24 protein-coding genes are annotated in these 23,626 nt (G+C 75.1%); 9 read left to right on the top strand and 15 right to left on the bottom strand.

The genetic code is table 11. From position 1 onward, the window contains the following. Positions 1-227: 227 nt before the first annotated feature. From dinB to SH587_RS15840, 3 genes are all read right to left on the bottom strand, one after another. The gene (dinB, locus tag SH587_RS15850; RefSeq protein ID WP_320671609.1) at positions 228-1,466 is read right to left on the bottom strand and encodes a DNA polymerase IV; all 1,239 of its coding nucleotides are present in this window, start codon (positions 1,464-1,466) and stop codon (positions 228-230) included. A gap of 96 nt (positions 1,467-1,562) precedes the next feature. Then, complete coding sequence (locus SH587_RS15845; protein ID WP_320671608.1) at positions 1,563-2,099, bottom strand: septal ring lytic transglycosylase RlpA family protein; 537 nt, start codon at positions 2,097-2,099, stop codon at positions 1,563-1,565. A gap of 516 nt (positions 2,100-2,615) precedes the next feature. Further along, a complete protein-coding gene (locus tag SH587_RS15840) occupies positions 2,616-3,182 on the bottom strand; it encodes a sigma-70 family RNA polymerase sigma factor (RefSeq protein WP_320671607.1) in 567 nt (188 codons plus the stop codon). A 141-nt stretch (positions 3,183-3,323) separates the two neighbouring features. Between SH587_RS15840 and SH587_RS15835 the strand changes: the two genes are divergently transcribed. Both SH587_RS15835 and SH587_RS15830 read left to right on the top strand, forming a co-directional pair. Further along, positions 3,324-3,767: a hypothetical protein gene (locus SH587_RS15835; RefSeq protein ID WP_320671606.1), complete on the top strand. Its 444-nt coding sequence runs from the start codon at positions 3,324-3,326 to the stop codon at positions 3,765-3,767. Positions 3,768-3,798: 31 nt separating this feature from the next. Next, the gene (locus SH587_RS15830) at positions 3,799-5,592 is read left to right on the top strand and encodes an NAD+ synthase (protein WP_320671605.1); all 1,794 of its coding nucleotides are present in this window, start codon (positions 3,799-3,801) and stop codon (positions 5,590-5,592) included. On the opposite strand, the gene SH587_RS15825 is transcribed toward SH587_RS15830, so the two are convergent. Beyond that, positions 5,589-6,365 carry an ArsR/SmtB family transcription factor gene (locus SH587_RS15825; RefSeq protein ID WP_320671604.1) on the bottom strand — a complete coding sequence of 259 codons (777 nt, stop codon included), beginning with the start codon at positions 6,363-6,365 and terminating at the stop codon, positions 5,589-5,591. The genes SH587_RS15830 and SH587_RS15825 overlap by 4 nt on opposite strands. Positions 6,366-6,429: 64 nt before the next feature. Here SH587_RS15825 and SH587_RS15820 point away from each other — a divergent pair, with 64 nt between their 5' ends. Further along, the gene (locus SH587_RS15820; RefSeq protein WP_320671603.1) at positions 6,430-7,536 is read left to right on the top strand and encodes an MFS transporter; all 1,107 of its coding nucleotides are present in this window, start codon (positions 6,430-6,432) and stop codon (positions 7,534-7,536) included. Here SH587_RS15820 and SH587_RS15815 read toward each other — a convergent pair. Further along, on the bottom strand, positions 7,533-7,937 hold the full coding sequence (locus SH587_RS15815) for a PaaI family thioesterase (protein WP_320671602.1): 405 nt from the start codon (positions 7,935-7,937) through the stop codon (positions 7,533-7,535). The two genes, SH587_RS15820 and SH587_RS15815, sit on opposite strands and share 4 nt — an antisense overlap. Positions 7,938-8,025: 88 nt before the next feature. On the opposite strand from SH587_RS15815, the gene SH587_RS15810 reads away from it, so the two are divergent. Then, entirely contained in the window at positions 8,026-9,063 is a 1,038-nt protein-coding gene (locus SH587_RS15810) for a magnesium and cobalt transport protein CorA (RefSeq protein ID WP_320671601.1), read from the top strand. Positions 9,064-9,085: 22 nt separating this feature from the next. Here SH587_RS15810 and SH587_RS15805 read toward each other — a convergent pair whose 3' ends face one another. From SH587_RS15805 to SH587_RS15775, 7 genes are all read right to left on the bottom strand, one after another. Beyond that, positions 9,086-9,535 carry an SRPBCC family protein gene (locus SH587_RS15805; protein ID WP_320671600.1) on the bottom strand — a complete coding sequence of 150 codons (450 nt, stop codon included), beginning with the start codon at positions 9,533-9,535 and terminating at the stop codon, positions 9,086-9,088. Between the two features lie 12 nt (positions 9,536-9,547). Further along, the gene (locus SH587_RS15800; protein WP_320671599.1) at positions 9,548-10,102 is read right to left on the bottom strand and encodes an adenine phosphoribosyltransferase; all 555 of its coding nucleotides are present in this window, start codon (positions 10,100-10,102) and stop codon (positions 9,548-9,550) included. Then, positions 10,099-10,875, bottom strand: a complete 777-nt coding sequence (gene ftsR / locus SH587_RS15795; protein ID WP_320671598.1) for a transcriptional regulator FtsR — start codon at positions 10,873-10,875, stop codon at positions 10,099-10,101. The genes SH587_RS15800 and ftsR overlap by 4 nt, the downstream gene beginning before the upstream one ends. A 7-nt stretch (positions 10,876-10,882) precedes the next feature. Beyond that, entirely contained in the window at positions 10,883-11,353 is a 471-nt protein-coding gene (locus SH587_RS15790; protein WP_320671597.1) for an FHA domain-containing protein, read from the bottom strand. Further along, positions 11,353-11,646, bottom strand: coding sequence for an RsiG family protein (locus tag SH587_RS15785; RefSeq protein ID WP_320671596.1), 294 nt, complete (start codon positions 11,644-11,646; stop codon positions 11,353-11,355). Before SH587_RS15785 ends, SH587_RS15790 begins: the two co-directional genes overlap by 1 nt. 117 nt (positions 11,647-11,763) lie before the next feature. Next, positions 11,764-12,618: a CDP-alcohol phosphatidyltransferase family protein gene (locus SH587_RS15780; RefSeq protein WP_320671595.1), complete on the bottom strand. Its 855-nt coding sequence runs from the start codon at positions 12,616-12,618 to the stop codon at positions 11,764-11,766. Next, complete coding sequence (locus tag SH587_RS15775; RefSeq protein WP_320671594.1) at positions 12,600-14,360, bottom strand: proline--tRNA ligase; 1,761 nt, start codon at positions 14,358-14,360, stop codon at positions 12,600-12,602. The genes SH587_RS15780 and SH587_RS15775 overlap by 19 nt, the downstream gene beginning before the upstream one ends. A 237-nt stretch (positions 14,361-14,597) precedes the next feature. On the opposite strand from SH587_RS15775, the gene SH587_RS15770 reads away from it, so the two are divergent. Beyond that, positions 14,598-16,067: a hypothetical protein gene (locus SH587_RS15770; protein ID WP_320671593.1), complete on the top strand. Its 1,470-nt coding sequence runs from the start codon at positions 14,598-14,600 to the stop codon at positions 16,065-16,067. A gap of 63 nt (positions 16,068-16,130) precedes the next feature. On the opposite strand, the gene ispG is transcribed toward SH587_RS15770, so the two are convergent. Further along, positions 16,131-17,390, bottom strand: coding sequence for a flavodoxin-dependent (E)-4-hydroxy-3-methylbut-2-enyl-diphosphate synthase (gene ispG / locus SH587_RS15765; protein ID WP_320671592.1), 1,260 nt, complete (start codon positions 17,388-17,390; stop codon positions 16,131-16,133). Between the two features lie 85 nt (positions 17,391-17,475). Between ispG and SH587_RS15760 the strand changes: the two genes are divergently transcribed. Next, positions 17,476-18,102: a class I SAM-dependent methyltransferase gene (locus SH587_RS15760; RefSeq protein ID WP_320671591.1), complete on the top strand. Its 627-nt coding sequence runs from the start codon at positions 17,476-17,478 to the stop codon at positions 18,100-18,102. Here SH587_RS15760 and ruvX read toward each other — a convergent pair. Both ruvX and alaS read right to left on the bottom strand, forming a co-directional pair. After that, a complete protein-coding gene (gene ruvX / locus SH587_RS15755) occupies positions 18,099-18,497 on the bottom strand; it encodes a Holliday junction resolvase RuvX (protein ID WP_320671590.1) in 399 nt (132 codons plus the stop codon). The genes SH587_RS15760 and ruvX overlap by 4 nt on opposite strands. Before the next feature lie 6 nt (positions 18,498-18,503). Beyond that, positions 18,504-21,188, bottom strand: coding sequence for an alanine--tRNA ligase (gene alaS, locus SH587_RS15750; RefSeq protein ID WP_320671589.1), 2,685 nt, complete (start codon positions 21,186-21,188; stop codon positions 18,504-18,506). Between the two features lie 120 nt (positions 21,189-21,308). Here alaS and SH587_RS15745 point away from each other — a divergent pair, with 120 nt between their 5' ends. From SH587_RS15745 to SH587_RS15735, 3 genes are all read left to right on the top strand, one after another. Continuing rightward, complete coding sequence (locus SH587_RS15745; protein WP_320671588.1) at positions 21,309-21,914, top strand: ATP-binding cassette domain-containing protein; 606 nt, start codon at positions 21,309-21,311, stop codon at positions 21,912-21,914. Between the two features lie 40 nt (positions 21,915-21,954). Then, complete coding sequence (locus SH587_RS15740; RefSeq protein ID WP_320671587.1) at positions 21,955-22,863, top strand: LLM class flavin-dependent oxidoreductase; 909 nt, start codon at positions 21,955-21,957, stop codon at positions 22,861-22,863. A gap of 71 nt (positions 22,864-22,934) precedes the next feature. Then, complete coding sequence (locus tag SH587_RS15735; RefSeq protein WP_320671586.1) at positions 22,935-23,621, top strand: response regulator transcription factor; 687 nt, start codon at positions 22,935-22,937, stop codon at positions 23,619-23,621. Positions 23,622-23,626: the final 5 nt, after the last annotated feature.

Here is a 23,626-nt window from a genome sequence, read left to right as displayed (position 1 = left end):
GGCTGCCGTACACAGCGGCGAGCGTCAAGACGGGGACGAACGTCCGTCCACGATGTCGTCCAGCCGCCAAACGCCAGGCCGCAGCGCGTGATTCTCGGACGCGGCCCGGCTCGCGCGACCGGCCCGGGGGCTCCAACTCGACGACCGTCGTGTCCCAGAGCCACGCCCACCACGACGAATGGTCTACCCGCCGACGGTTGCGTACCGCAGCCAACTCGTGTACGGCGTCAGGCCGATCGACTGCCCTCCCGCCCCGCCTCCAGTGGCAGCACCAGCTGCGCGCCCGGGCCGTCGGTCAGCTCGAGGCCGGCGGCGCGGACGCCGAGCAGGCGGACGGGCTGGGGCGGGGCGTACTCGAGCAGCAGGCCGGTGGCGATCTCGGCGACCAGCTCGGGGTCGTCGATCGCAGCCGGGACGGTGCGGGAGCGGGTGACGGTGGTGAAGTCGGCCAGGCGGACCTTGATGCCGATCGTGCGGCTGCGGCGGCCCTGGCGCTCGAGGGCCTCGCCCAGGTCGAGGGCCAGGCGGCGGAGCTCGCGCTCCAGGTCGTCCGGGTCGTCGAGGTCGATCGAGAACGTGGTCTCGCGGCTCTCGGAGACCGGCTCGCGGACCGCCACCACCGGCTCGCGATCGTCGAAGCGGCAGCGGCGCCAGAGCCACGGGCCCGTCCGCGGGCCGTACCAGGCCGACAGCTCCTCCTCCGTGATCCCGGAGAGGGCCCGGATCGTGTCGACGCCGCGCCGCTCCAGGTCGATCGCGGTCTTGGGGCCGATTCCCGGCAGCAGCCCCGGCGACTCGCCCGCCCACCGTCGCCACGCCTCGCGCCGGTCGAGGACGACGAAGCCGCGCGGCTTCTCGGCGTCCGAGGCGAGCTTGGCCACCAGCTTGTTCGGCCCGATCCCGACCGAGACGTCGAGCTGGGTCTCGGCCTTGATCCGGGCCACCAGCCGCCGCATCGCCGCCCGCGGGGCCAGCATGCCGCTGAGGTCGACGTAGGCCTCGTCGAGGCTCATCTGCTCGACCACCTCGACCTCGTCGCGGATGATCGCCATCACCCGCTCCGATGCCTCGCTGTAGGCCTCGCGATCGGGCGGGACGAGGATCGCCTCCGGGCACCGCCGCCGCGCCGTCACCAGCGGCATCGCCGACCCGACGCCGTGGCGTCGCGCCTCGTAGGTCGCCGTGGTGACCACCGACCGCGGACCGTCGTAGGCCACGATCACCGGTTTGCCGCGCAGCTCGGGCCGCCGCAGCAGCTCGACCGCGGCGAAGAACGCGTCGCAGTCCAGGTGCCCGACGCAGCGGTCGGGCGGATCGGGCTCGGGCGGCACCGCCGACGGTGCGACGGCCGGCGCTGACGCGGCCGCAGGGGCCTCCCCCGCCGGCTCCTCGGCCGGCGGCGCGCGAACGACCTGCTCGACCGCCGCCGGCCGCCCCCGCGGCACGGCGTCGGCGGGCAGGAGCATCAAGGGCTCGGGGCGACCGCGGACCACCACGAGGGAGAGTACGCCGCGGACCGGCGCGAACACCTGTTCGCCCGGCCCGCGGTCGCCCTGCTGGACCTAACGGTCGACGAGAACGGTCCCGACGTCGCCGAAGCCCAGCGCGTTGCGGGTCGCGGAGGTCAGGTCGAACTCGCGGCCGCCGACGTAGGGGCCGCGGTCGATCACGCGCGCCCGCACCTGGCGGTTGCCGACCCGGAAGGTCAGCCGCGTGCCGCACGGCAGCGTCTTGTGGGCGACGCCGATCGTGCCCGGGCTCAGGCGCCCGCCGCAGGCCAGCGCGCCGCCGTAGAGGCCCGGCCCGTAGTACGACGCGTAGGCGGCCCGGAAGCCGTGGACGCGCGCCACGCGCTCGCTGTCGCCCTTCACGGTCGAGCTGTTGACCACCCGCACGCGGGCCAGCGCGTAGCCGGTCCGGTTGACGTCGGCCTCCAGGTGGAAGCGGCCGCCGCGGCTGACGACGTCGCGGTCGACGGTCCGCCAGCGGCCGTCGCGGCGCAGCTCCAGCCGCACGCGGAGGTCGCGCGGGGCGCCGGCGACGCGGCCGGCGTAGCTGGCGTCCTGGCCGACGCGGACGGCACCGCGCTCGCGGCTCATGCGGATCTTGGCGACGAAGCGCTTCGGCGCCGGACGGGCCGGCGCGGCGGCGGGGATCGCGGCCGCCGGGTCGCTTGAAGGCGCAGGCTCCGCCGTGGCGGCAGGGGCCGCGGCGATCGCGGGCGACGTGGCGGTCAGGGCCAGCGCCGCGCCCGCTGCCAGGGCAGCGCGATGCGGCGTGACGAACGCGTGACGGGTCACGGAACGTGTCTCCTTGTCAGGCGCCTACGAGGTGAGCTGACGGGCTCGCAGCCGCCGACGGACGTCGTGATTCGTCCTTCGGCGGGCGCTACGGACGCAGCAGCGTCCGATTCGCCCCGGCCGGTCCGGGCCTCGGGTCAGAGGCCGGTCCGGCAAGTGGTTCCCCCGCTCGGCACGCACGGACGCGTGCCGACTCGGCGTCGGTGAACGGTCCGCTAACCGTACGGTGTCCTCACGGCCGCGCCCGTGCGATCGCGCACACAGGCGCACGTACGTTCGCGTTGACGATGTAGACAGCGGGCGGGCGGGTGCCGCTCAGAGCATCGACGACAGCGCCGCGATAAGGCCGGCGGCCACGTCGGAGGTCTCCAGCTCCGTCCGCAGCCGCGCCAGGCCCAGCCGCAGCCGGCCCTTGACCGTCCCCAGCGGCACGCCCTCGCGGCTGGCGATCTCGCCCGCCGTCAGGTCGCCCCAGCAGGCCAGCCAGATCGCCTCGCGCTGGGGCTGCGGCAGGTTCGCCATCGCCTGCAGCAGCGCCGCCCGCGCCGCCCGCCGCTCGGCCTCGGTGACCGTCGCGTCGACCGGGTCGCGGCGGACCGTCAGCTGCCCGACCCGCTCCCCCGCCCGCGCTCCCGCCTGGGCGTGGCGCAGCAGGTCGAGCGCCCGCGAGCGGGCCATCATCCGCACGTAGGTGGCCAGCGAGCCGCGGTCGGCGTCGAACCGCGCCGGCTCGCGCCAGAGCCGCAGGAAGACGTCGTGGACCACGTCCTCGACCTCGGTCCGGCGTCCGGCCGGCCCCAGCACCGCCGACGCCGCCGTCGCCGCGGCGGGCGCGTGCTCGGCGTAGAGGCGGGCGAAGAGGTGGGGGTCGCGGAGGTCCATCGGCGGGCTCGGCCGGTCCCCGGACGGGCACACGGCCCCCCTACGGTACCGATACGCCAGACCAACGCCAACGCGCCACCGCGAATCGGTCGGTCGGGACGGGCGCCGCGGGGATCCGAGCGGTGAGGTTCAATCCCACCCGTGCGCGAACCGCCGCTGCCGCTCCGGGTCCTGCGCTGGGTCGTCGTGCTGGTGCTGGCCCTGGCGCTCTCGTTCGCGATCCTGCGGCTGGCCGTCCAGGACGACTCCGCCACGGACGCCCCCGGCCCGACCGCCACCGGCACGGTCGCCGGCTCGCCGCCGAACGGCCCGCCCGCCGGCGGCGGACCCACCGCGCTGCTGCGGGCCGGCAACGCCGTCGTCACCGTCCGCGACCGCGACCAGGCCCGCCAGGTCCGCCAGCTGGCCGCCGACCTCGGCGCGCCCGACACCGCCGCGATCCGCGCCGCCGGCCAGGCGGTGGTGGTGCTCGTCGACCGCGACGCGTCGGCGATCGTGGCCCGCGTCGGCTCCCGGCGGACGACCGTCGAGAGCGCCGCCGATCCGGCCCTGCGGACCTTCCTGGCCGACGGCCTCGGCGGCTGACCGGCCCGGGCGACCGGTACCGTGGACGGCGATGCGGATCGCCCTGGCCCAGCTCGACCTCGTCGTCGGCGACCTGTCCGGCAACGCCCGCGCCTCGATCGACGCGATTGGCCGCGCACGCGAGGCGGGAGCGGCGATCGCCGTCCTGCCGGAGCTGACGATCACCGGCTATCCGCCCGAGGACCTGCTCTTCAAGCAGCACTTCCTGGACGACGCCCGCGCGGCGCTCGACGAGGTCGCCGCGGCCACCACCGGCCTGGTGGCGATCGTCGGCTTCCCCGAGCGCGGCGGCGACGCGGTCTACAACTCGGCCGCGATCGTGGCCGACGGCGCCGTCCAGGGCGTCGTCCGCAAGGTCCGGCTGCCCAACTACGGCGTCTTCGACGAGTACCGCTACTTCGGCGCCGGCCACGAGGCGGGGATCGTCGAGGTCGACGGCGTGCGGGTCGCGGTCACGATCTGCGAGGACCTGTGGCTGCCGGACGGCCCGGCCGCCGCGGCCGCCGCCGACGGCGCGACGGTGATCCTCAACACCTCGGCCTCGCCCTACCACCGCGGCAAGGGCCACCAGCGCGAGCGGATGCTGGCCCAGCGCGCCCGTGACCACGTCGCCGTCGTCGCGCTCTGCAACCAGGTCGGCGGCCAGGACGAGCTGGTCTTCGACGGTCACTCGGTGATCCTCGACCACGAGGGCCGTCCGGTCGGCCGCGCGGCCCAGTTCGCCGAGGACCTGCTGGTCTGCGACGTCGATCCGGCCGCCGCCGGCGCCGCCCGCTTGCGCGACCCCCGTGCGCGGCTGGCCGATCGCCGCGCCGCGCTGCTGCCGGCCACCCGCACGCTGGCCACGATCACCACCGCGGCCGCCGACCACCCGCCGACCCGCGCCGTCCCCCGCCACGGCCATCCGCAGGACGAGAGCCCGCACGGCGACGGCGAGCTGTTCCCGCCGCTCGACCCGATCGCCGAGGTCTACGCCGCGCTGGTGCTGGCGACCAAGGACTACGTGGCCAAGAACGGCTTCTCGACGGTCGTGCTCGGGCTCTCGGGCGGGATCGACTCGACGCTGGTGCTGCTGGTCGCGATCGACGCGCTCGGCGCCGACCGCGTGCGGGCGATCGTGATGCCGTCGCCCTACTCCTCCGAGGGCACCCAGTCGGACGCCGACCGGCTGGCCGACGCCGTCGGGGTGCAGCGGATGCGGCTGGGGATCCGGCCCGCGATGGAGGCCTACGACCAGATCCTGGCCGAGCCGTTCGCCGGCCTCGAGAAGGACCTGACCGAGGAGAACCTGCAGGCCCGGATCCGCGGCAACCTGCTGATGGCGCTCTCCAACAAGCACGGCTGGCTGGTGCTGACGACCGGCAACAAGAGCGAGATGTCGGTCGGCTACTCGACCCTCTACGGCGACAGCGCCGGCGGCTTCGCGGTGATCAAGGACTGCCCGAAGACGCTGGTCTACGCGCTGGTCGAGCACCGCCGCCGCTCGGGCGGCGAGGGCGCCTGGACCGGGCCCGACGGCCACGACGTGCTGGCCTCGATCGTCGAGCGGCCGCCGTCGGCCGAGCTGCGCCCCGACCAGCGCGACGACCAGTCGCTGCCGCCCTACGACGTCCTCGACCGGATCCTCGAGGGCTACGTCGAGCTCGACCTCGGCCGCGACCAGCTGATCGAGCGCGGCCTGCCCGCGGCCGACGTCGAGCGGGTGATCCGGCTGGTCGACCTGGCCGAGTACAAGCGCCGCCAGTCGCCGCCCGGGGTCAAGATCACCCCCCGCGCGCTCGGCCGCGACCGGCGGCTGCCGATCACCAACCGCTACGGCGGCTAGCCCTCGCCGCCGAGCCGGACGCCGAGCCCGGCCAGCCCGCGGCGGCCGGCGTCGCTGACCTGGACGGCGCGGCCGGCGGGCGTCCGTCGCAGCCAACCGCGCTCGAAGAGCCGGTCGGCGAGCGCCCGGCCGACCGGACCGGCCAGGTGGTGACGCTGCTCGCTCCAGTCGACGCAGTAGCGGAGCGCGACCGTCCCGTCGGCCGCGGCGGCGGGCAGGACGACGCCGAGCCGGTCGAGCGCGTCGATCCCGCCCGCGGTCAGCCGGTAGTCGCGGTCGTGGCCGGGGGCCGACAGCCGGTCGCGGTCGGCCGTCGCCGGATCGTGGCGGCCGTCACCGCCGACGACGTGGCCAGCGTCTAGCAGGGCGGCGAACAGCGCCACCCCGAGCCGCCCCGCCAGGTGGTCGTAGCAGGTCCGTCCGCGGCGAACGGCGGCCGCCCGCGTGCCCTGCCGCAGCGACCGCACCGGGGCCGGCGGGGCGACCCGCGCCAGCGCCTCCAGCAGCGCGCCGACCTCGGGACCGGCCAGCCGGTAGTAGCGGTGGCGGCCCTGGGGCAGGACGGTCAGCAGTCCGCCCTCGACCAGCCGCGCCAGGTGGGTCGAGGCGGTCGACGGCGCGACCCCCGCCTCGGCGGCCAGCACGCTCGCCGCCAACGCCCGGCCGTCGCCGAGCGCGAACAGGATCCGGGCCCGCGCCGGCTCGGCCACCAGCGCCGCGACGCTGGCGACGTCGGCGTCGCCGAGGTGGGTCGGGGTCGGACGGGTGGCCATGCCCCGACCGTAGCGCCGCGACCCTTCGGCCTCGGTCGAAGGGTTCCGCCGCGACGATCGCGGGGTGCCCTGGAGGATCCTGACCGCCGCGGTGCTCTGCTACGCCGCGCTCGGCGTCGTGCTGGCGATCCTGCCGCGCTACGTCGGCGACACGCTCGACGGCGGCTCGTTCGCGGTCGGGCTGGCGATCGGCGCCCCGGCCGCGACCGGCGCCCTGGCGCGACCGCTCGGCGGCCGGCTGGCCGACCGCCGCGGACCGGCGCCGGTGCTCGCCGCCGGCGCGCTGACGATGGCGGTCGGGGTGCTGCCGGCGGCGCTGCCGACGGTGCCGGCCCAGGTCGCCTCGCGGCTGCTGGTCGGGCTCGGCGAGGGCGCCATGATGGCCGCGACGGTGCTCTGGATGCTGCGTGTCAGCCCGCCCGACCGGCAGGCCCGCGCGCTCGGCTGGATCGGGCTGGCCAACTACGCCGGGCTGACCGTCGGGCCGCTGCTGGCGACCGCGATCGCCGCCAACCGCCACCACGCGCTGGTGCTGCTGCTGGCCGCCGCGCTGCCGCTGCTGGCGCTCGCCGCGGCGCCCCGCCACGGTCCGCGACCGGCGCCGGCCGCGGCCGACGGCGGCCGGGCCCGCGAGCTGCTGGCCGCGACCGCCGGCCCCGGCGTCGGCCTGCTGCTGGTCAACGTCGGCTACGTCGCCGTGCTCTCGTTCGCCGCGCTCGCCCTCCACCAGCGGGCGATCGCCGGCGCGACCCTGGTGGTGCCGCTGTTCGCCGCCACCGTCGTGGTGGTGCGGCTGGCCGGCGGCGCGATGCCCGACCGGATCGGCGCCGGTCGCACGCTGACGGCGGCGGCGCCGGCGCAGGCGGCCGGGCTCACCGGGCTGGCGCTCGCGCCCGGCCCGGCGCTGGCGCTGCCGGCGACCGTGCTGCTGGCCGCCGGCCAGGCGCTGGCGGTGCCGGCCCTCGGGCGGCTCGCCCTCGGGCGGGTCCCGGCCGCCCACCACGGGGCCGCGGCCGGGCTCTTCTTCGCCTGGTTCGACGCCGGGGTCGGGCTCGGCGGCCCGGCGGCCGGGCTGCTCGCCGGGCTCGGGGGACCGACGGCGGCGCTGCTCGGCGCCGCCGCCGCGGTCACGCTGGTCCCGCTGGTCGTGCGGGCCGGCGGGCCGGCCTAGTCGGGCAGCGGCCGGACCGCGATCACCATCCGGCAGACGGCGGCCAGGCGGTCCTCGTCGTCGGTGATCCGGACCTCCCAGACCCAGGTCGTGCGGCCGCGGTGCAGGCGCTCGGCGCGGGCGTGGATCGTGCCCTCGAGGATCGGCCGCAGGAAGTTGGTGCTATTCGAGAGCCCCTGGGCGCTCATGCCGTCGGCGTGGACGCCGACCGCGGTCGCCATCGAGGTCATCGACTCCGCGATCGCGGCGTAGACGCCGCCGTGGACCAGACCCATCGGCTGCTTGACGTGATCGCCGACCGCGACGGTGGCCTCGATCCAGCCGTCGCCGGCGTCGCCGAACTGCAGGCCGATCAACCCGTCGAGGGTCTTCTCCATCGGGATCAACGAAGGGAGCTCCATCGGCGAATCCTATGTCGCGCGGGGCCTCCCACGCTCATCGCCGTCCCTTACACGTTCCGAACCGTCGCGCCGGTAGATTTTCCCGCTGATGTCGCGCTTGGAGGAGCTCCACCCCGACCAGCAGGCCGTGCTGCAGCTCGTGCTGCGGCGCAAGCTCGCCTACGCCGACGTGGCCGGGGCGCTCGGCCTCGACGCCGCGCTGGTCCGCGAGCGATCGCTGGACGCGGTCGACGGGCTGGCCCCGGACGACGTTCCCGGCCTCGAGCCGGAGGACCGCGACCGGATCGCCGACTACCTGCTCGGCCAGCAGCCGGCGAGCGACCGCCAGGCCACCCGCGACCTGCTCGAGCAGCAGGCCCCGGCCCGCACCTGGGCGCGGCTGGTGGCCGCCGAGCTGCGCCCGCTGGCCGGCGACGAGCTGCCGGCGGTCCCGGGCGACGGCGAGGACGTCCGCGAGGCGTTCGCCGCGCTCGACGCCCGCACCGTCGCCGAGGGCCGCGACCGCCAGCGGCGCGGTGCCGGCACGATCCTGCTGCTCGTCGCCGGGGCGCTGGTGACCGCGGCGATCGTGCTCTGGGTGACCGGGGTCTTCGACGGCGGCGACGACGCGGGCGACAGCACCGCCTCGACGCCGACCGCCACCAGCACCACCGACGCCGCGCCGAACTACACGCAGCTGCCCTCCGGCATGCTCCAGACGGTGGTGCTGAACGCCCCCGGCGGCGGCAAGTCGTCGCCGAAGGCCGCCGCCCAGCTGCAGGTCGCCGACGGCCAGATCGTCGCCACGCTGGCCGGCGAGCGGTTCAAGCCGCTGAAGTCGAGCCGCCGCCTGACCTACGCCGTCTGGCTGACCGGCGGCGGCCAGCAGGCGGTCCGCCTGGGCTGGTTCAGCAACGGCGAGAAGGACCCGTCGACCGGCAAGGCGACGACCAAGACCATCAACGCCAAGGGCCAGATCACCGGCACCGTGATCCCGCTGATGGTCGGCAAGGACATCCAGGGCAACTCGGAGTTCCGGATCGACCCGGCGAAGTACACGACGATGGTGATCGCCGAGGAGACCGAGCAGACGCTGAAGGGCAACGAGCCCGGCAAGACGATCGTGCGCGGCGCGATCAAGCGCTGAGGGACGGCCCGCGGCCGCGCGGTCAGCCGATCGCGCGGCGCAGCTGGTCGAGCGCCTCGCCCGCCTGCCGGCGCGCGGCCCGCCGCCCCAGCAGCCGGGCGATGAAGCCGCGCTGGACCAGGTCGCGCTCGACCGCGTAGGTCACGCGGCAGCGGGCCCCGTCGTCGACCGGCTCCAGCCGCAGCTCGACCGCGCTGCGGGTCAGGGCCCGCGCGAACGGCGTCCCGGCCAGGTCCTGCTCCCACCGCTGCAGCTGCTCGCGGCGCGAGGCGGCGACCCGCCAGTCCATCCGCACCGGCACCCCGCGCGAGCTGCGCAGGACGAGCGTGAAGCGGCCGCCCTGGACGTCCTCGACCCGCTCGGCCCGCGGCCACCAGGAGACGATCCGGCCGCCGTCGGAGATCAGGTACCAGACGTCCGCCGGGGTGGCGTCGAGGACGGCCGTGGCCACCGCGCTGGCGTCGTTGGCCATCCGGTCCTCCGCTCAGTGGTCGTAGCGCACGAGCGCGTGGACGTCGTGGGGCGCCAGCGCCGCGCGGCCGTCGAGGAAGGCCAGCTCGACCAGGAACGAGCAGGCGACGACCTCGCCGCCCAGCCGCTCGACCAGGGCGCAGAGCGCGCCCGCCGTCCCGCCCGTGGCCAGCAGGTCGTCGTGGACGAGCACCCGCGTACCCGGCGGCAGCAGGTCGGCGTGGACCTCGAGGTGGTCGGTGCCGTACTCCAGCTCGTAGCTCACCGAGATCGTCTGCCGCGGCAGCTTGCCCGGCTTGCGGGCGAGCAGGAAGCCCGCGCCCAGCTCGCGGGCCAGCGCTGGCCCGAGCAGGAAGCCGCGGGCCTCGGCCGCGATCACCCGCTCGACGCCGAGCTCGGCGGTCAGCGCGGTCAGCTGGTCGACCGCGCTGGCCAGCGCCTCGGGGTGGGCCAGCACCGGGGTGATGTCGCGGAAGGTGATGCCCGGCTCGGGATGGTCGGGCAGGTCGACGATGTGGTCGCGCAGGTCGACCGCGTCGGCCGGCGGCCGCCGTTCCTCGCCGCTCACGCGACCAGCCGCCGCAGGTCGCGGATCAGCAGCAGGTGCTTGAGCCGCATGGTGGTGGCGGCCAGCGTCTCGAGCGCGTCGACCGCCTCGGCCCGCCGCTCGGCGTTGCGCGAGCGCAGGGCGGGGCCGAGCAGCTGCTCGAGCAGCGCGCCCTCGCGGTCGGCCGAGCTGCGGAGGACCCGCAGGTGGCGGCCCCCGACGCCGTAGCGGGCCAGCTCGACCGCGGCCCGCACGATCTCGCGCTCGTCGTCGTCGAAGACGATCGCGCCCTCGTGCTCGTGGCCCTGGACGACGCCGAAGTCGCGCAGCTCCTTGACCAGCTGGGGCGTCGCGCGGGTGTCCTCGCACAGCTCCTCGACGGTCCGCAGCGTGCCGCCGCCGGCGCGGATCAACGGCCGGTGGCCGCTCGAGGTCGGGGCGGGCGACTGGTCGCCGTCCGGCTCGACCACCCGCGGCTCCTGGCCACGGCCGGCGGCCAGCTCCTGGCGGATCACCCGCAGCGGCAGGAACTCGTCGCGCTGCAGCCGCAGGATCGTCCGCAGCCGGTCGACGTCGTCGCTGCCGAAGAGCCGGTAGCCGCCGCTGGTCCGCCGCGGGTGCAGCAGCTTCTGGTCCTCGAGGTAGCGGATCTTCGAGATCGAGATGTCGGGGAACTCGCCGACCAGCAGCTTGCAGACCTGGCCGATCGTCAGCGGCCGACCGCTGCGGCCCGCGGCCGGCGACGCGGCCGGTCGTCCTGCCGCCGGCGCCTCGCTGACGTGGTCCTCCGCCATCGGGGCCTCAGCGGGCCAGGAAGGTGAGCTTGTACTTGCCGACCTGGACCTCGTCGCCGTCGTGCAGCAACGAGCTGTCGATCCGCCGGCGGTTGACGTAGGTCCCGTTGAGCGACCCGAGGTCGTCGATGTGCCAGCCGTCGTTGCGCGAGACGACGATCGCGTGATCGCGCGAGACGGTCACGTCGTCGAGGAAGAGGTCGCTCTCCGGACGGCGGCCGATCGTGACCCGCTCGCCGGCGAGCGGGAAGCTCTCCCCCTCGCGGCCGCCGCCGGCCCGGACGACCAGCGCCGCCCCGCCCGACTCGCGGACCGCGGCCAGGTCGACCGCGGCGACCTCGCCGGTGTCGCCGACGCGGTAGGTCGCCGTCGTCGGCTCCTGCGGCGCCTGGATGTCGCCCAGGTAGGCCCCGCACTTGGGGCAGAAGTTGGCGCCCTCGCCCGCGACGAACCCGCACTCCGGGCAGTGGACGGCCATCAGGAGGTCGCGCTCCCCTCGCCGCCCTCGACCTCGTCGGCGGGGCGCAGGCCCGCGGCCCGCCCGGCCAGGATCTCGGTCAGGCGGTCGACGTCGGACCCCCCGATCACGGCCTCGCCGTCCTCGTGCTTGCGGCGCAGGCGGCTGACGAGCTCGGCTCGCAGGATGTCGATCTGCCCGTGCAGGATCCGGCGGCGGTAGCTGACCTCGGTCTCCTCCGTGGTCAGGCGGTCGATCATCGCCTTCAGCTCCTCGTCGGAGAGGCTGCCGAGATCGGGGAACGTGTCTTCCATGCGCTAAGAGGCTCCGAAGGAGGGACGGCCCGGCGAGCATACCAGCGCTCCCGGCCCGCTCCTCGACCTCCAGTTGAGGGTGGAGGTCGGGGGGCCGTCGCGCGTGCTGCTCGGGCGCTACGCGTCGGCGGCCTCGCGACGCTCGCGCAGCGCCCGCCGACCCTGGACCGTGTAGCGGGCGGCGGCCAGCAGCGACAGCGTGACGCCGATGTACAGCAGCACCTCGGAGAGCGTCTCCAGCCCGACCAGGGCGAAGAAGAGGCTGCCCATCGTCGGCACGACGGCGATCCGGCCCCACCAGTTGACCTGCATCCCGAGGCCCAGCCGGACCGCCCGGCGGCCGTTGTAGAGCACGTACAGCTCGCGCGCGACGAGCACCGCCAGCGCCCACCGCGGCAGCAGCTCGAAGTGCCAGCAGACGACACCGCCGGCCAGCACCAGCGAGCGGTCGGTGACCGGGTCGAGCAGCGCCCCGAAGCGGCTGTACTGGCCGGTCGCGCGGGCCAGGAAGCCGTCCAGGTAGTCGCTGCCGGCGATGAAGGCGAAGAGGATCGCCGGCGCCGCGTCGGTGCCCGTGTCGCTGCCCAGCGCCAGCACCAGGAAGACCGGGATCAGGGCCAGTCGGATCATCCCGACGGCGTTCGGCAGCGTCCAGACCCGCAGCGGCTGGCCGGGCAGGGTCTGCACCGGCGGCGGACCGGAGCGGTCGATCCCGAACAGCCGGTAGACGGTCATCCGGACCCGCTCGGTCTGCTCGCGGGTCTTGTCGCGGATCGGCTCGGTCCGCTCCCGCAGCTGCTCGGTCCGCTCGCGGGTCCGGTCGCGGACCTGCTCGGCCCGTTCGCGCGTGCGGTCGCGGACCTGCTCGGCGCGCTCGCGGACCGGCCCCTTGGCGCCGTCGGCCGGTGCGCCCGGGCGGCCCTCGTCCCGCGGCGGTTCGGGGCCGGCCGGGATCAGGGGATCCGCTCCCACAGCTCGCGGACCGCGGCGACCAGGCCGTCGAGCGGCAGCCCGCCCTCGATCGTCTCCTGGCCGCGGCGGATCTGGGCCTCGACCCGACCCTCGGCCAGCGAGCGCTTGCCGACGGTGATCCGCAGCGGGCAGCCGAGCAGCTCGGCGTCGGTCAGCTTCGCCCCGGCGCCGCCGTCGCGGTCGTCGAGCAGGGTCTCGAAGCCGGCGGCGGTCAGCTCGTCGTAGACGCGGGCGGCGGCCTCCTGCTCCTCGGTCCCGCGCTTGCCGAGTGCCACGACCTCGACCTGGAAGGGCGCGATCGCCTTCGGCCACGCGATCCCGCGCTCGTCGTGGAACTGCTCGACGGCGGCGGCGGCGATCCGGGCCGGGCCGATCCCGTAGGAGCCCATGATGATCGGCTGCTCCTTGCCGTCCTCGTCGAGGTAGGTCGCCCCGAGCGGCACGGAGTAGCGGGTCATCAGCTGGAAGATGTTGCCGATCTCGATCGCCGGCTCGATCGTCACCGGACGGCCGTCGACGGTGTCGCCGGCGACGACGGCGCGGACGTCGCCGACCTCGTAGGCGAAGTCGCGGCCGGGGACGACGCCGTCGAGGTGCACGTCGACCTCGTTGGCGCCGACCACCCAGCCGCCGCCGGGGTTCGCCTCGCTGGTGGCGGCGGCCGCGGCGTCGAGCAGCACCGGCACGTCGCGGCCGATCGGGCCGAGGAAGCCGGGCGGGCCGATCCGGTCGCGGATCTCCTGCTCGCTGGCCTGGCGGACGCTGCCGCCGAGCGCCTTGGCGAGCTTGATCTCGACCACCTCGTGGTCGCCGCGCAGCAGCACCAGCACCAGTCGCGGCTCGACCGCCGGAACCTCGCCCTTGACGGGGGTGGTGGGCGGGGCGGGCGTGACGACGACCGGGAAGGCCTTCAGCAGCGCGCCGGCGGGACGGTCCAGGTGCTCGGCGAGGGCGGCGATCGTGGTCGTGCCGGGGGTCTCGACCCGGACCGGCGCGGCGGGCGCGGGCGGCAGGTCGACCGGCTGGGCGTCGGCGCTGGCGACCTCGACGTTGGCCGCGTAGTCCCCGGCCAGGACCACGTCGTCCTCGCCGGCGGGGCAGGGCGCCATGTACTCGTGGGCGCGCTTGCCGCCCATCATCCCGGTGTCGGACTCGACCTCGTACCAGCGCAGGCCGCTGCGGTCGTAGACCCGGGCGTAGGCCTCGCGGTAGCGCTCGTAGTGGGCCTGCAGACCGGCCTCGTCGCGATCGAAGGTGTAGGCGTCCTTCATCACGAACTCGCGGGTCCGGAGGACGCCGGCGCGCGGCCGCGGCTCGTCCCGCTCCTTGACCTGGAACTGGAAGAGGCTGAAGGGCAGGTCGCGGTAGCTGCGGACGATCTGGGCGACGTGGTTGGTCATCGCCTCCTCGTGCGTCATCGCCAGGACCATGTCGGCGTCCTTGCGGTCCTTGAGCCGGAACAGCTCGCCCTGGATCGCGTCGTAGCGACCGGTCCGCCGCCACAGCTCGGCCGGCTGGAGGACCGGCATCAGGACCTCCTGGGCCCCGATCCGCTCCATCTCCTCGCGGATGATCGCGACGATCTTCTGGTGGACGCGCCAACCGGCCGGCAGCCAGCTCCAGAGACCCGCGCCCATCTGACGGACCAGACCGGCCCGCACCATCAGCTGGTGCGAGACCGCCTCGGCGTCGGCGGGCGGCTGGCGCTCGGTGGGCAGCAGCAGCTGGGAGAGGCGCGTCATCGCGGGGGAATCTAGACGACCGCGGGCCGCGATCCGGTCCGGCTACCGCCGGTCGCACGGCCGTCCCAGGGGTTCGTGCCGCCGGCCGTCCGCCGGAACGGCGAGACTTGCGAACCGCAACCCGCGGCCCGCCCGTGGGTTCCTACCACCGACCCGCGCCGTGCCGCGCACCGCGAGCGCCTCCGAGCGCCCGGTTCGGCGCCTCCCGCGTCCCCCTTCGAGAGGAGACCCCGTCCGATGACCTCCCCCAGCCGCCGCGCGGTGACCGCGACCAGCGTCGCCGTCGCCCTGCTCGCCCTGCCCTCGTTCGCCTCGGCGTCGAGCACGATGCTGACCGGGATCGCGGACGAGAACGTGCTGAAGGGCCAGACGCCGGGTGGTGCGGCCGCGACGGTGGCGAAGTGGAAGGCCGAGGGCGTGCAGGACGTGCGGACCTTCGCCGAGTGGGGCAAGCTCGCGCCGTCGCCGGACAGTGTCAAGCCGCCGGCCGGCTTCAACGGCAGCGACCCGAAGGCCTACGACTTCTCGGCGCTCGACGCCAGGCTCGACCTGATCCGCCAGCACGGGATGAGCGTGACGCTGGTGATCTCGGGCCCGGGCCCGCTGTGGGGCTCGATGGAGCCGGCGCGGCACAACACCCGCTGGGCGCCGAACCCCGGGCTCTTCGGGCAGTTCGCGGCGGCGGTGGCCAAGCACGTGGCGGCCAAGGTCGACCGCTACATCATCTGGAACGAGCCGAACGTCGGCTCGTGGCTGCAGCCGCAGTACAAGTGCACGTCGAGCACCAAGTGCTCGCCCTACGCGCCGCACCTCTACCGCCAGCTGGCCGTCGCCGGCTACGACGCGGTCCACGCCAACGACCCGGTCGCCCGGGTGGCGGTCGGCGGCACCTCGTCGAAGGGCTCGGCCGTGGCCCGTACGGCGACGACCGCGATGCAACCCCTGACCTTCCTGCGCGAGATGTCGTGCGTGACGTCGAAGTACAAGCGCAAGCGCAGCGGCTACTGCAAGCGGTTCACGGCGGTCAAGGGCGAGGCGCTCTCGTACCACCCGCACTCGGTCGACCTGTCGCCGGGGCGCCGCGACCCCGCCACGGCGAACGCGCGGATGGCCGACCTCTCGCGGCTCACGTCGGCGGTCGACAAGCTGACCCGGGCCAAGCGGCTGCGGGTGGCCGGGGCGAGCAAGATGCCGTTCTGGTTCGACGAGTACGCCTACCAGACGAGCCCGCCCGACAAGCGCGAGGGCATCTCGCTCAAGCGCCAGAACGCCTGGACCCAGCAGGGCTGGTCGATCGCCGCCCGCAGCTCGCGGGTCCAGATGCTGACTCAGTACGAGTGGTTCGACGAGCCGCTGGCTCCCGGCCGCGAGGAGCTGAACAACGGCTGGCAGTCGGGCCTCTTCTTCGCCGACGGCCGCGCCAAGCCGCTGGCCGCCGCCTTCGCCAATCCGATCTACGGCTGGCGGACCTCGAAGGCCGGCTACGTCTGGGGTCACGCGCGCCCGGGCAACCAGGCGCTGCAGGTGACGCTCCAGCGCAAGAGCGGCAGCGGCTACCGCGACTACAAGACGGTCAGCACCAACGCGGCCGGCCAGTTCAAGGTCAAGGTGCCGCGGTCGTCGAAGGCCGTCTACCGCTACACCTTCGTCGACCCGCTCTCGAAGCAGACGCGGACCAGCGACGCGGTCAAGCTGGCGAAGGGCTGAGGCTGGCGTCACCGGGGCGCGTTTCGAACCTTCGCGGTACGAAGCGCGCCCCGGTCCCGCCGCTCAGCCCGTCCGGGTGAACCGGCGGCCCGCGGTCGGCGAGGAGGTCTCGTCGACCCGCGCCTGGGCCTGGGCCTCGGCTTCCGCCTCGGCCTTCTCCTTCTCGAGCGCGGCCAGCCGCTCGGGGGTCATCGCGGAGAGGTCCTCGTTCTCCGACAGCCACTGGGTGGCCTCGGCGACCTCGCGCTCGTCGCGGACGACGGTCTTGCCCGAGGCGTAGTAGCGGTCGATCTCCTTGAACAGCTCGTCGACGAGCTGGTCGGTGGGGACCTTCTTCAGCGGCTCGCCCTTGGAGAAGATCATCCCCGCGTCCTTGGCGCCGGTGATGCCGAAGTCGGCGTGGCGGGCCTCGCCGATGCCGTTGACCGCGCAGCCCAGGACCGAGACCTCGATCGGGTCCTCGTAGGCTTCCAGCCGCCGCTCGACCTCGGCCACCACCGAGTCCATGTCGAACTGCAGCCGGCCGCAGGTCGGGCAGGCGATCAGGACCGGGCCGCGCTCGCGCAGCTTCAAGGCCTTGAGGATCTCCCAGGCGACCTTGACCTCCTCCTCCGCGTGGAAGGTGGAGAGGCTGATCCGGACCGTGTCGCCGATCCCATCGGCGAGCAGCGTGCCGAGGCCGACCGCGCTCTTCAGCGAGCCGGTGTACTTGGTGCCGGCCTCGGTCACGCCCAGGTGCAGCGGATACGGGATCCGCTCGCTCAGGCGCCGGTTCGAGGCGATCGTGTTCGGCACCGAGGTCGACTTCATCGAGACCTTGAACTGGTCGAAGTCGAGCCGCTCCATCAGCTCGACCGTCTCGACCGCCGCCCGCACCAGCGCCTCGACCGGATCGGTGTACTCCAGGTCGCGCAGGTGCTTCGGCAGCGAGCCGGAGTTGACCCCGACCCGGATCGGCACCCCGTGCTTCTTGGCCGTGGCGACCACCTCGGCGACCTTCTCCGGCCCGCCGATGTTGCCCGGGTTGAGCCGGATGCAGTGGGCCCCGGCCTCGATCGCCTTGATCGCCAGCGTGTGGTTGAAGTGGATGTCGGCGATGATCGGGATCGGCGACTCGACGACGATCGTCTTCAGCGCCTCGACGTCCTGATCGCGCGGCACCGCGACGCGGACGATGTCCGCCCCCGCCTCCGCCACGCGCCGGATCTGGGCCAGCGTCTCGGGCAGGTTGGCCGTCTCGGTCTTCGTCATCGTCTGCACGGCGACCGGCGCGCCGCCCCCGATGGGGACGTCGCCGACGCGGATCTGACGCTGCGAGGCCATGGACCGATTGTACGGCGGTCCGCTCCCCGGCCGTGGAGCGCTCGTGTGACGTTGCTCGCCGTGCGCGCCACTACCCTCCCTGGCCGTGCCGCCGCACCCCGACGTCTACGCCACCGCCCGCGGTCCCCTGGCCCGGATCGCCAGCCCGATCGCGGGCCGGCTGCGGGCGCGCCGCCACCAGCAGCTGTTCGCGCTGACCGGCGTCCGTCGCGACCAGCGGATCCTCGACGTCGGCTGCGGCACGCTCGGCCTGCGGGCCCAGGAGCCGGAGCTCGACATCACCGGCGTCGACCTGACCGACCGCCCCACCTACCCCGGCCCGTTCGTCCGCGCCGACGCGACCACGCGGCTGCCGTTCGCCGACGGCGCGTTCGACCTCGTCTACTGCAACTCGGTGATCGAGCACGTGGCCCCCGAGCGGCGGCCGGCGCTCGCCCGCGAGCTGGCCCGGGTCGGCCGCGGGCTCTACGTCCAGACCCCCGCCTACTCGTTCCCGATCGAGCCGCACGCGCTGCTGCCGGTCGCCCACTGGCTGCCGGTCGCGCTCCGCCGGCCCTACTGGCGGCTCGGCGCCCAGGGCTCGTGGGAGGACGTGCGGCTGCTGCGCCGCGGCCAGATGGCCGCGCTCTTCCCGACCGCCGCCGTCCACGGCGAGCGGCTGGGCCCGGTCACGAAGAGCTGGATCGCGGTCCGGCCGGTCGACGGCGCCTAGGCCCGCCGCAGCCACTCCTCGAGCAGGATCGCCGCCGCCCGCGAGTCCTCGTCGCTGTCGCGGCCGCCGCTCTGCTGGGCCATCCGGGTGGTGAACCGCTCGTCGTAGAGGTGGACCGGGCGCGGGCTCCCCGCCTCGGTCAGCGCCTGCTCCAGCCACGCCGCGAAGGCGCGGGCCTCGCGGGTCTGGTCGGTGTCGTGGCCGCCGAGGCCGAGCGGCAGCCCGACCACCACCTCGTCGACCTGGCGCTCCTCGATCAGCCGCAGCAGCGTGCGGCGGCCGCGGCGGGCGCCGACCCGCTCGATCGCCGGCAGCGGGGTGGCGATCGTCCCGGTCGGATCGCTCAGCGCGACGCCGGTCCGCGCCGCGCCGTGATCGAGGCCCAGGACGCGCAACGCCGTCTAGCCGCCGAGGGCCGCCGCCACCGCGTCCCGCGCGGCGCTCAGCGCCTCGTCGGTCTTGGCCGGGTCCTTGCCGCCGGCCTGGGCCATCGTCGGCTTGCCGCCGCCGCCCCCGCCGACCACCGCCGCCGCGGCCTTGACGACGTCGCCGGCGCGGACGCCGCGCTCGACCACCTCGGGCGCGACCGCGACGATCAGCGCCACCCGGTCCTCGCCGGGTGCGGCCAGCACCACGACGCCGGGCGCCGCCAGCTTGCCCTTGACGCGGTCGGCGACCTCCGGCAGCGCCTTCGCCGCCGCCGGCGGCAGCCCGTCGAGCCGCGCGACCGCCACCGGCACGCCGCCGATCTCGGTCGCCTCGCCGGCCAGGGCGGCCTCGTCGACGGTGGCGGCGGCCTTCTGGGCACCACCGCCGCCCTTGGCCTCGTCGCGCAGCTTGGTCACCCGTGCGGGCAGCTGGTCGAGCGGCACCCGCAGCGTCTCCGCCGCCGCCTGCAGCAGCCGGTCGTGCTCGCGCAGCAGCTCGACCGCGGCCGGGCCGGTGATCGCCTCGATCCGGCGCACGTTGGCCGCGCTCGAGCCCTCGCTGACGAGCTTGAAGACGCCGATCTCGGCCGTCGAGCGGACGTGCGTGCCGCCGCACAGCTCGCGGCTGAAGGTGCCGTCGCCGATCTCGACCATCCGCACGATCTCGCCGTACTTCTCGCCGAAGAGGGCGTGGGCGCCCATCGCCTTCGCCTCGTCGAGCGTGGTCGTGATCGCCCGCACCGGGTCGTTGACGAGGATCGCCGCGTTGACGCGGTCCTCGACCCAGCGCAGGTCCTCGGGCGAGAGCTTGGTCGGGTGGCTGAAGTCGAACCGCAGCTTGTCCGGGCGGACCGCCGACCCGGCCTGGTGGACGTGGTCCCCCAGCCGCTCGCGCAGCGCCGCGTGCAGCAGGTGGGTGGCGGTGTGGTTGCAGGCGGTGGCGTGGCGGGCGACCGGATCGACCCGCGCGACCACCCGCTCCCCGACCCGCAGCGCGCCGCGGCGGGTCTCGACTACGATCGCCTGGTCGTCGCCGGCCCGCACCAGCGCCGCCACCGACGCCTCGCAGTCGCCGTCCTCGCAGGCGATCGTGCCGACGTCGGAGACCTGGCCGCCGCCCTCGGGGTAGAAGGGCGACTCGGCCAGCTTCACGTAGGTGCGGCCGTCCTGCTCCAGCAGCCCGGCGACCGTCGTGTGCTGCTCGAGCGTCGCGTAGCCGGTGAACTCGGTCGGCGTCGGGGCGATCCGGCCCGCGATCGAGCCGGCCGAGGCGCCGCCGTGGTCGCCGGCCCGCGAGCCGGCCTGCGAGCGCTCGCGCTGCTCGGCCATCAGCCGGTCGAAGTCGGCCTTGACCGCGGCCAGGCCCTCGCCCTCCAGCCAGTCGCTGCCGGGACCGGAGGCGGCGAAGATCTCGGTCGAGAGGTCGAACGGGAAGCCGAAGGTGTCGTGCAGCTGGAAGGCCAGCGCGCCGTCGAAGGTGCCGGCGGCGATCGCCTCGTCGAGCCGCTTGCTGCCCTCGGCGAGGGTCCGGTCGAAGGCCTCCTCCTCGGCCCGGATCCAGGTCAGCATCTCGTCGCGGCGCTCGACCAGCTCCGGGTAGCCGGCGCCCATCGTCGCGATCACCGGCTCCAGGAACCGCGGCAGCACCTCGCCCTCGATCCCGATCGCCCGCGCCTGCAGGATCGTCCGCCGCATGATCCGCCGCAGCACGTAACCGCGGCCCTCGTTCGACGGCACCACGCCGTCGGCGGTCAGGAAGGCGGTCGCGCGGCTGTGGTCGGCGATCACCCGCAGGGCCTTGTCGACGACCGGGTCGCCGGCCTCGTAGCGCTTGCCCGACAGCTGCTCGCCGAGCGCCACCAGCGGGGCGAACTGGTCGGTCTCGAAGATCGTCTCCTTGCCCTGGAGCAGCATCGCCATCCGGTTGAGGCCCATCCCGGTGTCGATGTTCTGGGTCGGCAGCGGGGTCAGCGTCGAGCTGCCGTCCGCGTGGCGCTTCTGGTCGTACTGCATCAGCACGAGGTTCCAGAACTCCATGAAGCGGTCGTCGGCGTCGTCGTCGCCGGGCTTCTCGCCGCTGCCGTAGTCGGGGCCGCGGTCCAGGTACAGCTCGGTGCAGGGACCGCAGGGGCCGTTGGGGCCGGCCTCCCAGAAGTTGTCGTCGCGGCCGAGCAGCACGATCCGCTCGCGCGGGAACCCGGCGGCGACCCAGGCCTCGACCGTCTCCTCGTCGACCCCCAGGCCGAGCCCGTCGTCGCCGCCGAAGACCGTCACCCAGACCTTGTCGGGGTCGAACCCGAAGCCCTCGGTGGTGAGCTTCCAGGCCATCTCGATCGCGCCCGACTTGAAGTAGTCGCCGAAGCTGAAGTTGCCGAGCATCTCGAAGAACGTCAGGTGGCGCGCGGTCACGCCGACGTTCTCCAGGTCCTCGGTCCGGATGCACTTCTGGCAGGTCGTGACCGTCGGCGCCGGCGGCGTCGCCGCGCCCAGGAAGTACGGCTTCAGCGGGTGCATGCCCGCGATCGTGAGCAGCGCCGACGGGTCGTCCGCCGCCGGCACCAGCGAGGCGGAGGCCAGCCGCTTGTGGCCGTGGGCCGCGAAGAAGCCCAGGAAGGTCTCGCGGATCTCGTCGCTGGTGATCGGCCCGGCGGTGCTCACGCCCGCGATTGTGTCGGACTCGGGCCGCCGCCGCGACGTGGGCCCGCGCGGGGGTTCTTCGCGAGGTCTTCGTCCCGCACCAGCTCGGCCTTCGGCGCGGGCGGTGGAATCGACCCCACGATGCGCACCCTGCTTCCCGCCCCCACCCCGCGCGCCGTCCCGGACGCCCCCGTCTGGCAGGCCGCGCCCCCGCCGCTGCAGCTGCGTCGCGTCCGCCACCGGACGCGCGGCGCGGCGGCCGGGCTCGACGCCGTCGACCTGACCTTCGGGCCGGCCGAGCTGGTCGCGCTGCACGGTCCCGCCGGCGCCGGCAAGACGACGCTGCTGCGGATCGCCGCCGGCCTCCAGCGGCCCGGCGGCGGCCAGGTGCTGGTCGCCGGCGAGGACCTGGACGGGCTCGGCCCCGGCCGCCGCGAGCGGCTGCGCCGCCACCACCTGGCGCTGGTCCCCGCCCAGCCCGCCTGTCGCTCGCTGCTGGGACCGCTGCAGCGGCTGGAGGCCGAGCTGGCCCGCGCGCTGGCCCTGCGGCCGGCGGTGCTGCTGGTCGACGAGCCGGCCGGCGGCTTCGACGACGAGACCGGTCCGGCGCTGCTGGAGCGGCTGGCGCGGCTGCGCGACGACGAGGGTCTGACTGCGGTCGTCGCCACCACCGACGGCGCCCTCGCCGCCCGCGCCCCGCGGCGGATCCGGCTGCGCGCCGGACGGGTGCTGCCCGGCGACGGCTGAGCGGGTCGACCCGCGCCCCGCGGAGTGCGACGATCGGCCGATGTCCGCCCCCGCCGTTCCCGAGCTGGGGGTCTTCCTGACCCCCGCCGCCGCCACGCTGCCCCAGGTCCGCGAGCTGGCCCGCGCCGCCGACGCCGCCGGCGTCGACCTGATCGGGATCCAGGACCACCCCTACCAGCGCCGCTTCGTCGACAGCTGGGCGCTGATGGCGGCGATCCTGACCGAGACCGAGGCCGTCCGCGTCTTCCCCGACGTCGCCAACCTGCCGCTGCGCCAGCCGGCGGTGCTGGCGAAGACGGCGGCGACGCTCGACCTGCTCTCCGGCGGCCGCTTCGAGCTCGGCCTCGGGGCCGGCGGCTTCTGGGACGCGATCGAGGCGATGGGCGGGCCGCGGCGGACGCCGGGCGAGTCGGTCGACGCGCTGATCGACGCGATCGCGGTGATCCGGCTGATCTGGTCGGGCGGCCACGGGCTCCGCCACGACGGCGAGCACTACCGGCTCTCAGGCGTCCACGGCGGCCCCGAGCCGGCCCATCCGATCGGGATCTGGCTCGGCGCCTACGGCCCGCGGATGCTGCGGACGACCGGCCGGCTGGCCGACGGCTGGGTGCCGTCGCTGGGCTTCGCCGACCGCGAGACGCTGCGCGCCGGCCACCGCCGGATCGACGAGGCGGCGACCGACGCCGGCCGCGACCCGCGGGCGATCCGGCGGCTGCTGAACGTCTCCGGCACGATCCTGCCCGCCGGCGAGGGCGGCCGCGAGCTGGCGGGCGAGGGCTTCTCGCGCGGGGCGTTCGCCGGCGACCCCGCCGCCTGGGCCGACCGGATCGCCGACCTCGCCGGCGACGGCTTCGACGGGATCGTGCTGGCGCTGGCCGAGGAGACGGTCGACCAGGTCCGCCGCTGGGGCGAGGAGGTCGCGCCGCTGGTCCGCGAGCGGCTGCGCTGAGCGGCGGGGTTCTTCACCGTCTCTTACGCGACCCGGAGCCTGGCCACCGGGTCGGCCCCTACGCTTGGCCGATGGCACAGGTCCTGGTCGTCGACGACGAGCCCACCGTGGTGACCGCGCTCGAGCGGGCGCTGCGGCTGGACGGGCACGAGGTCGGCGTCGCCACCGACGGCGAGCGGGCGCTCGACCAGCTGGCCAGCTCGCAGCCCGACCTGGTCGTGCTCGACGTGATGATGCCACGGGTCGACGGGCTCGAGGTCTGCCGGCGGCTGCGGGCCAGCGGCGACCGCACGCCGGTGCTGATGCTGACCGCCCGCGACGGGATCGACGACCGGGTCGACGGGCTCGACGCCGGCGCCGACGACTACCTGCCGAAGCCGTTCGCGCTCCGCGAGCTGCGGGCCCGCGTCCGCGCGCTGCTGCGGCGGGCCGAGCCGGAGGAGGACGGCGCCGCCGACGAGGCGCTGGCCTTCGCCGACCTGCGGCTGGATCCCGTCACCCGCGACGTCCGCCGCGGCGACCGCCGGATCGAGCTGACCCGGACCGAGTTCGCGCTGCTGGAGCTGTTCCTGCGCCACCCGCGGGTGGTGCTGACCCGCTCGCAGCTGTTCGAGCACGTCTGGGGCTACGACCTCGGCGCGACCTCGAACGCGCTCGGGGTCTACGTCGGCTACCTGCGGCGCAAGACCGAGGAGGGCGGCGAGCCGCGGCTGCTGCACACGGTCCGCGGGGTCGGCTACGCCCTCCGCGAGACCTGATCCCG

The organism is Patulibacter defluvii, assembly GCF_034096925.1.
Lineage (GTDB): Bacteria > Actinomycetota > Thermoleophilia > Solirubrobacterales > Solirubrobacteraceae > Patulibacter > Patulibacter defluvii.
The sequence above is the reverse complement of the archived record's forward strand: the minus strand, read 5'-3'. Positions and strand labels throughout refer to the sequence as shown.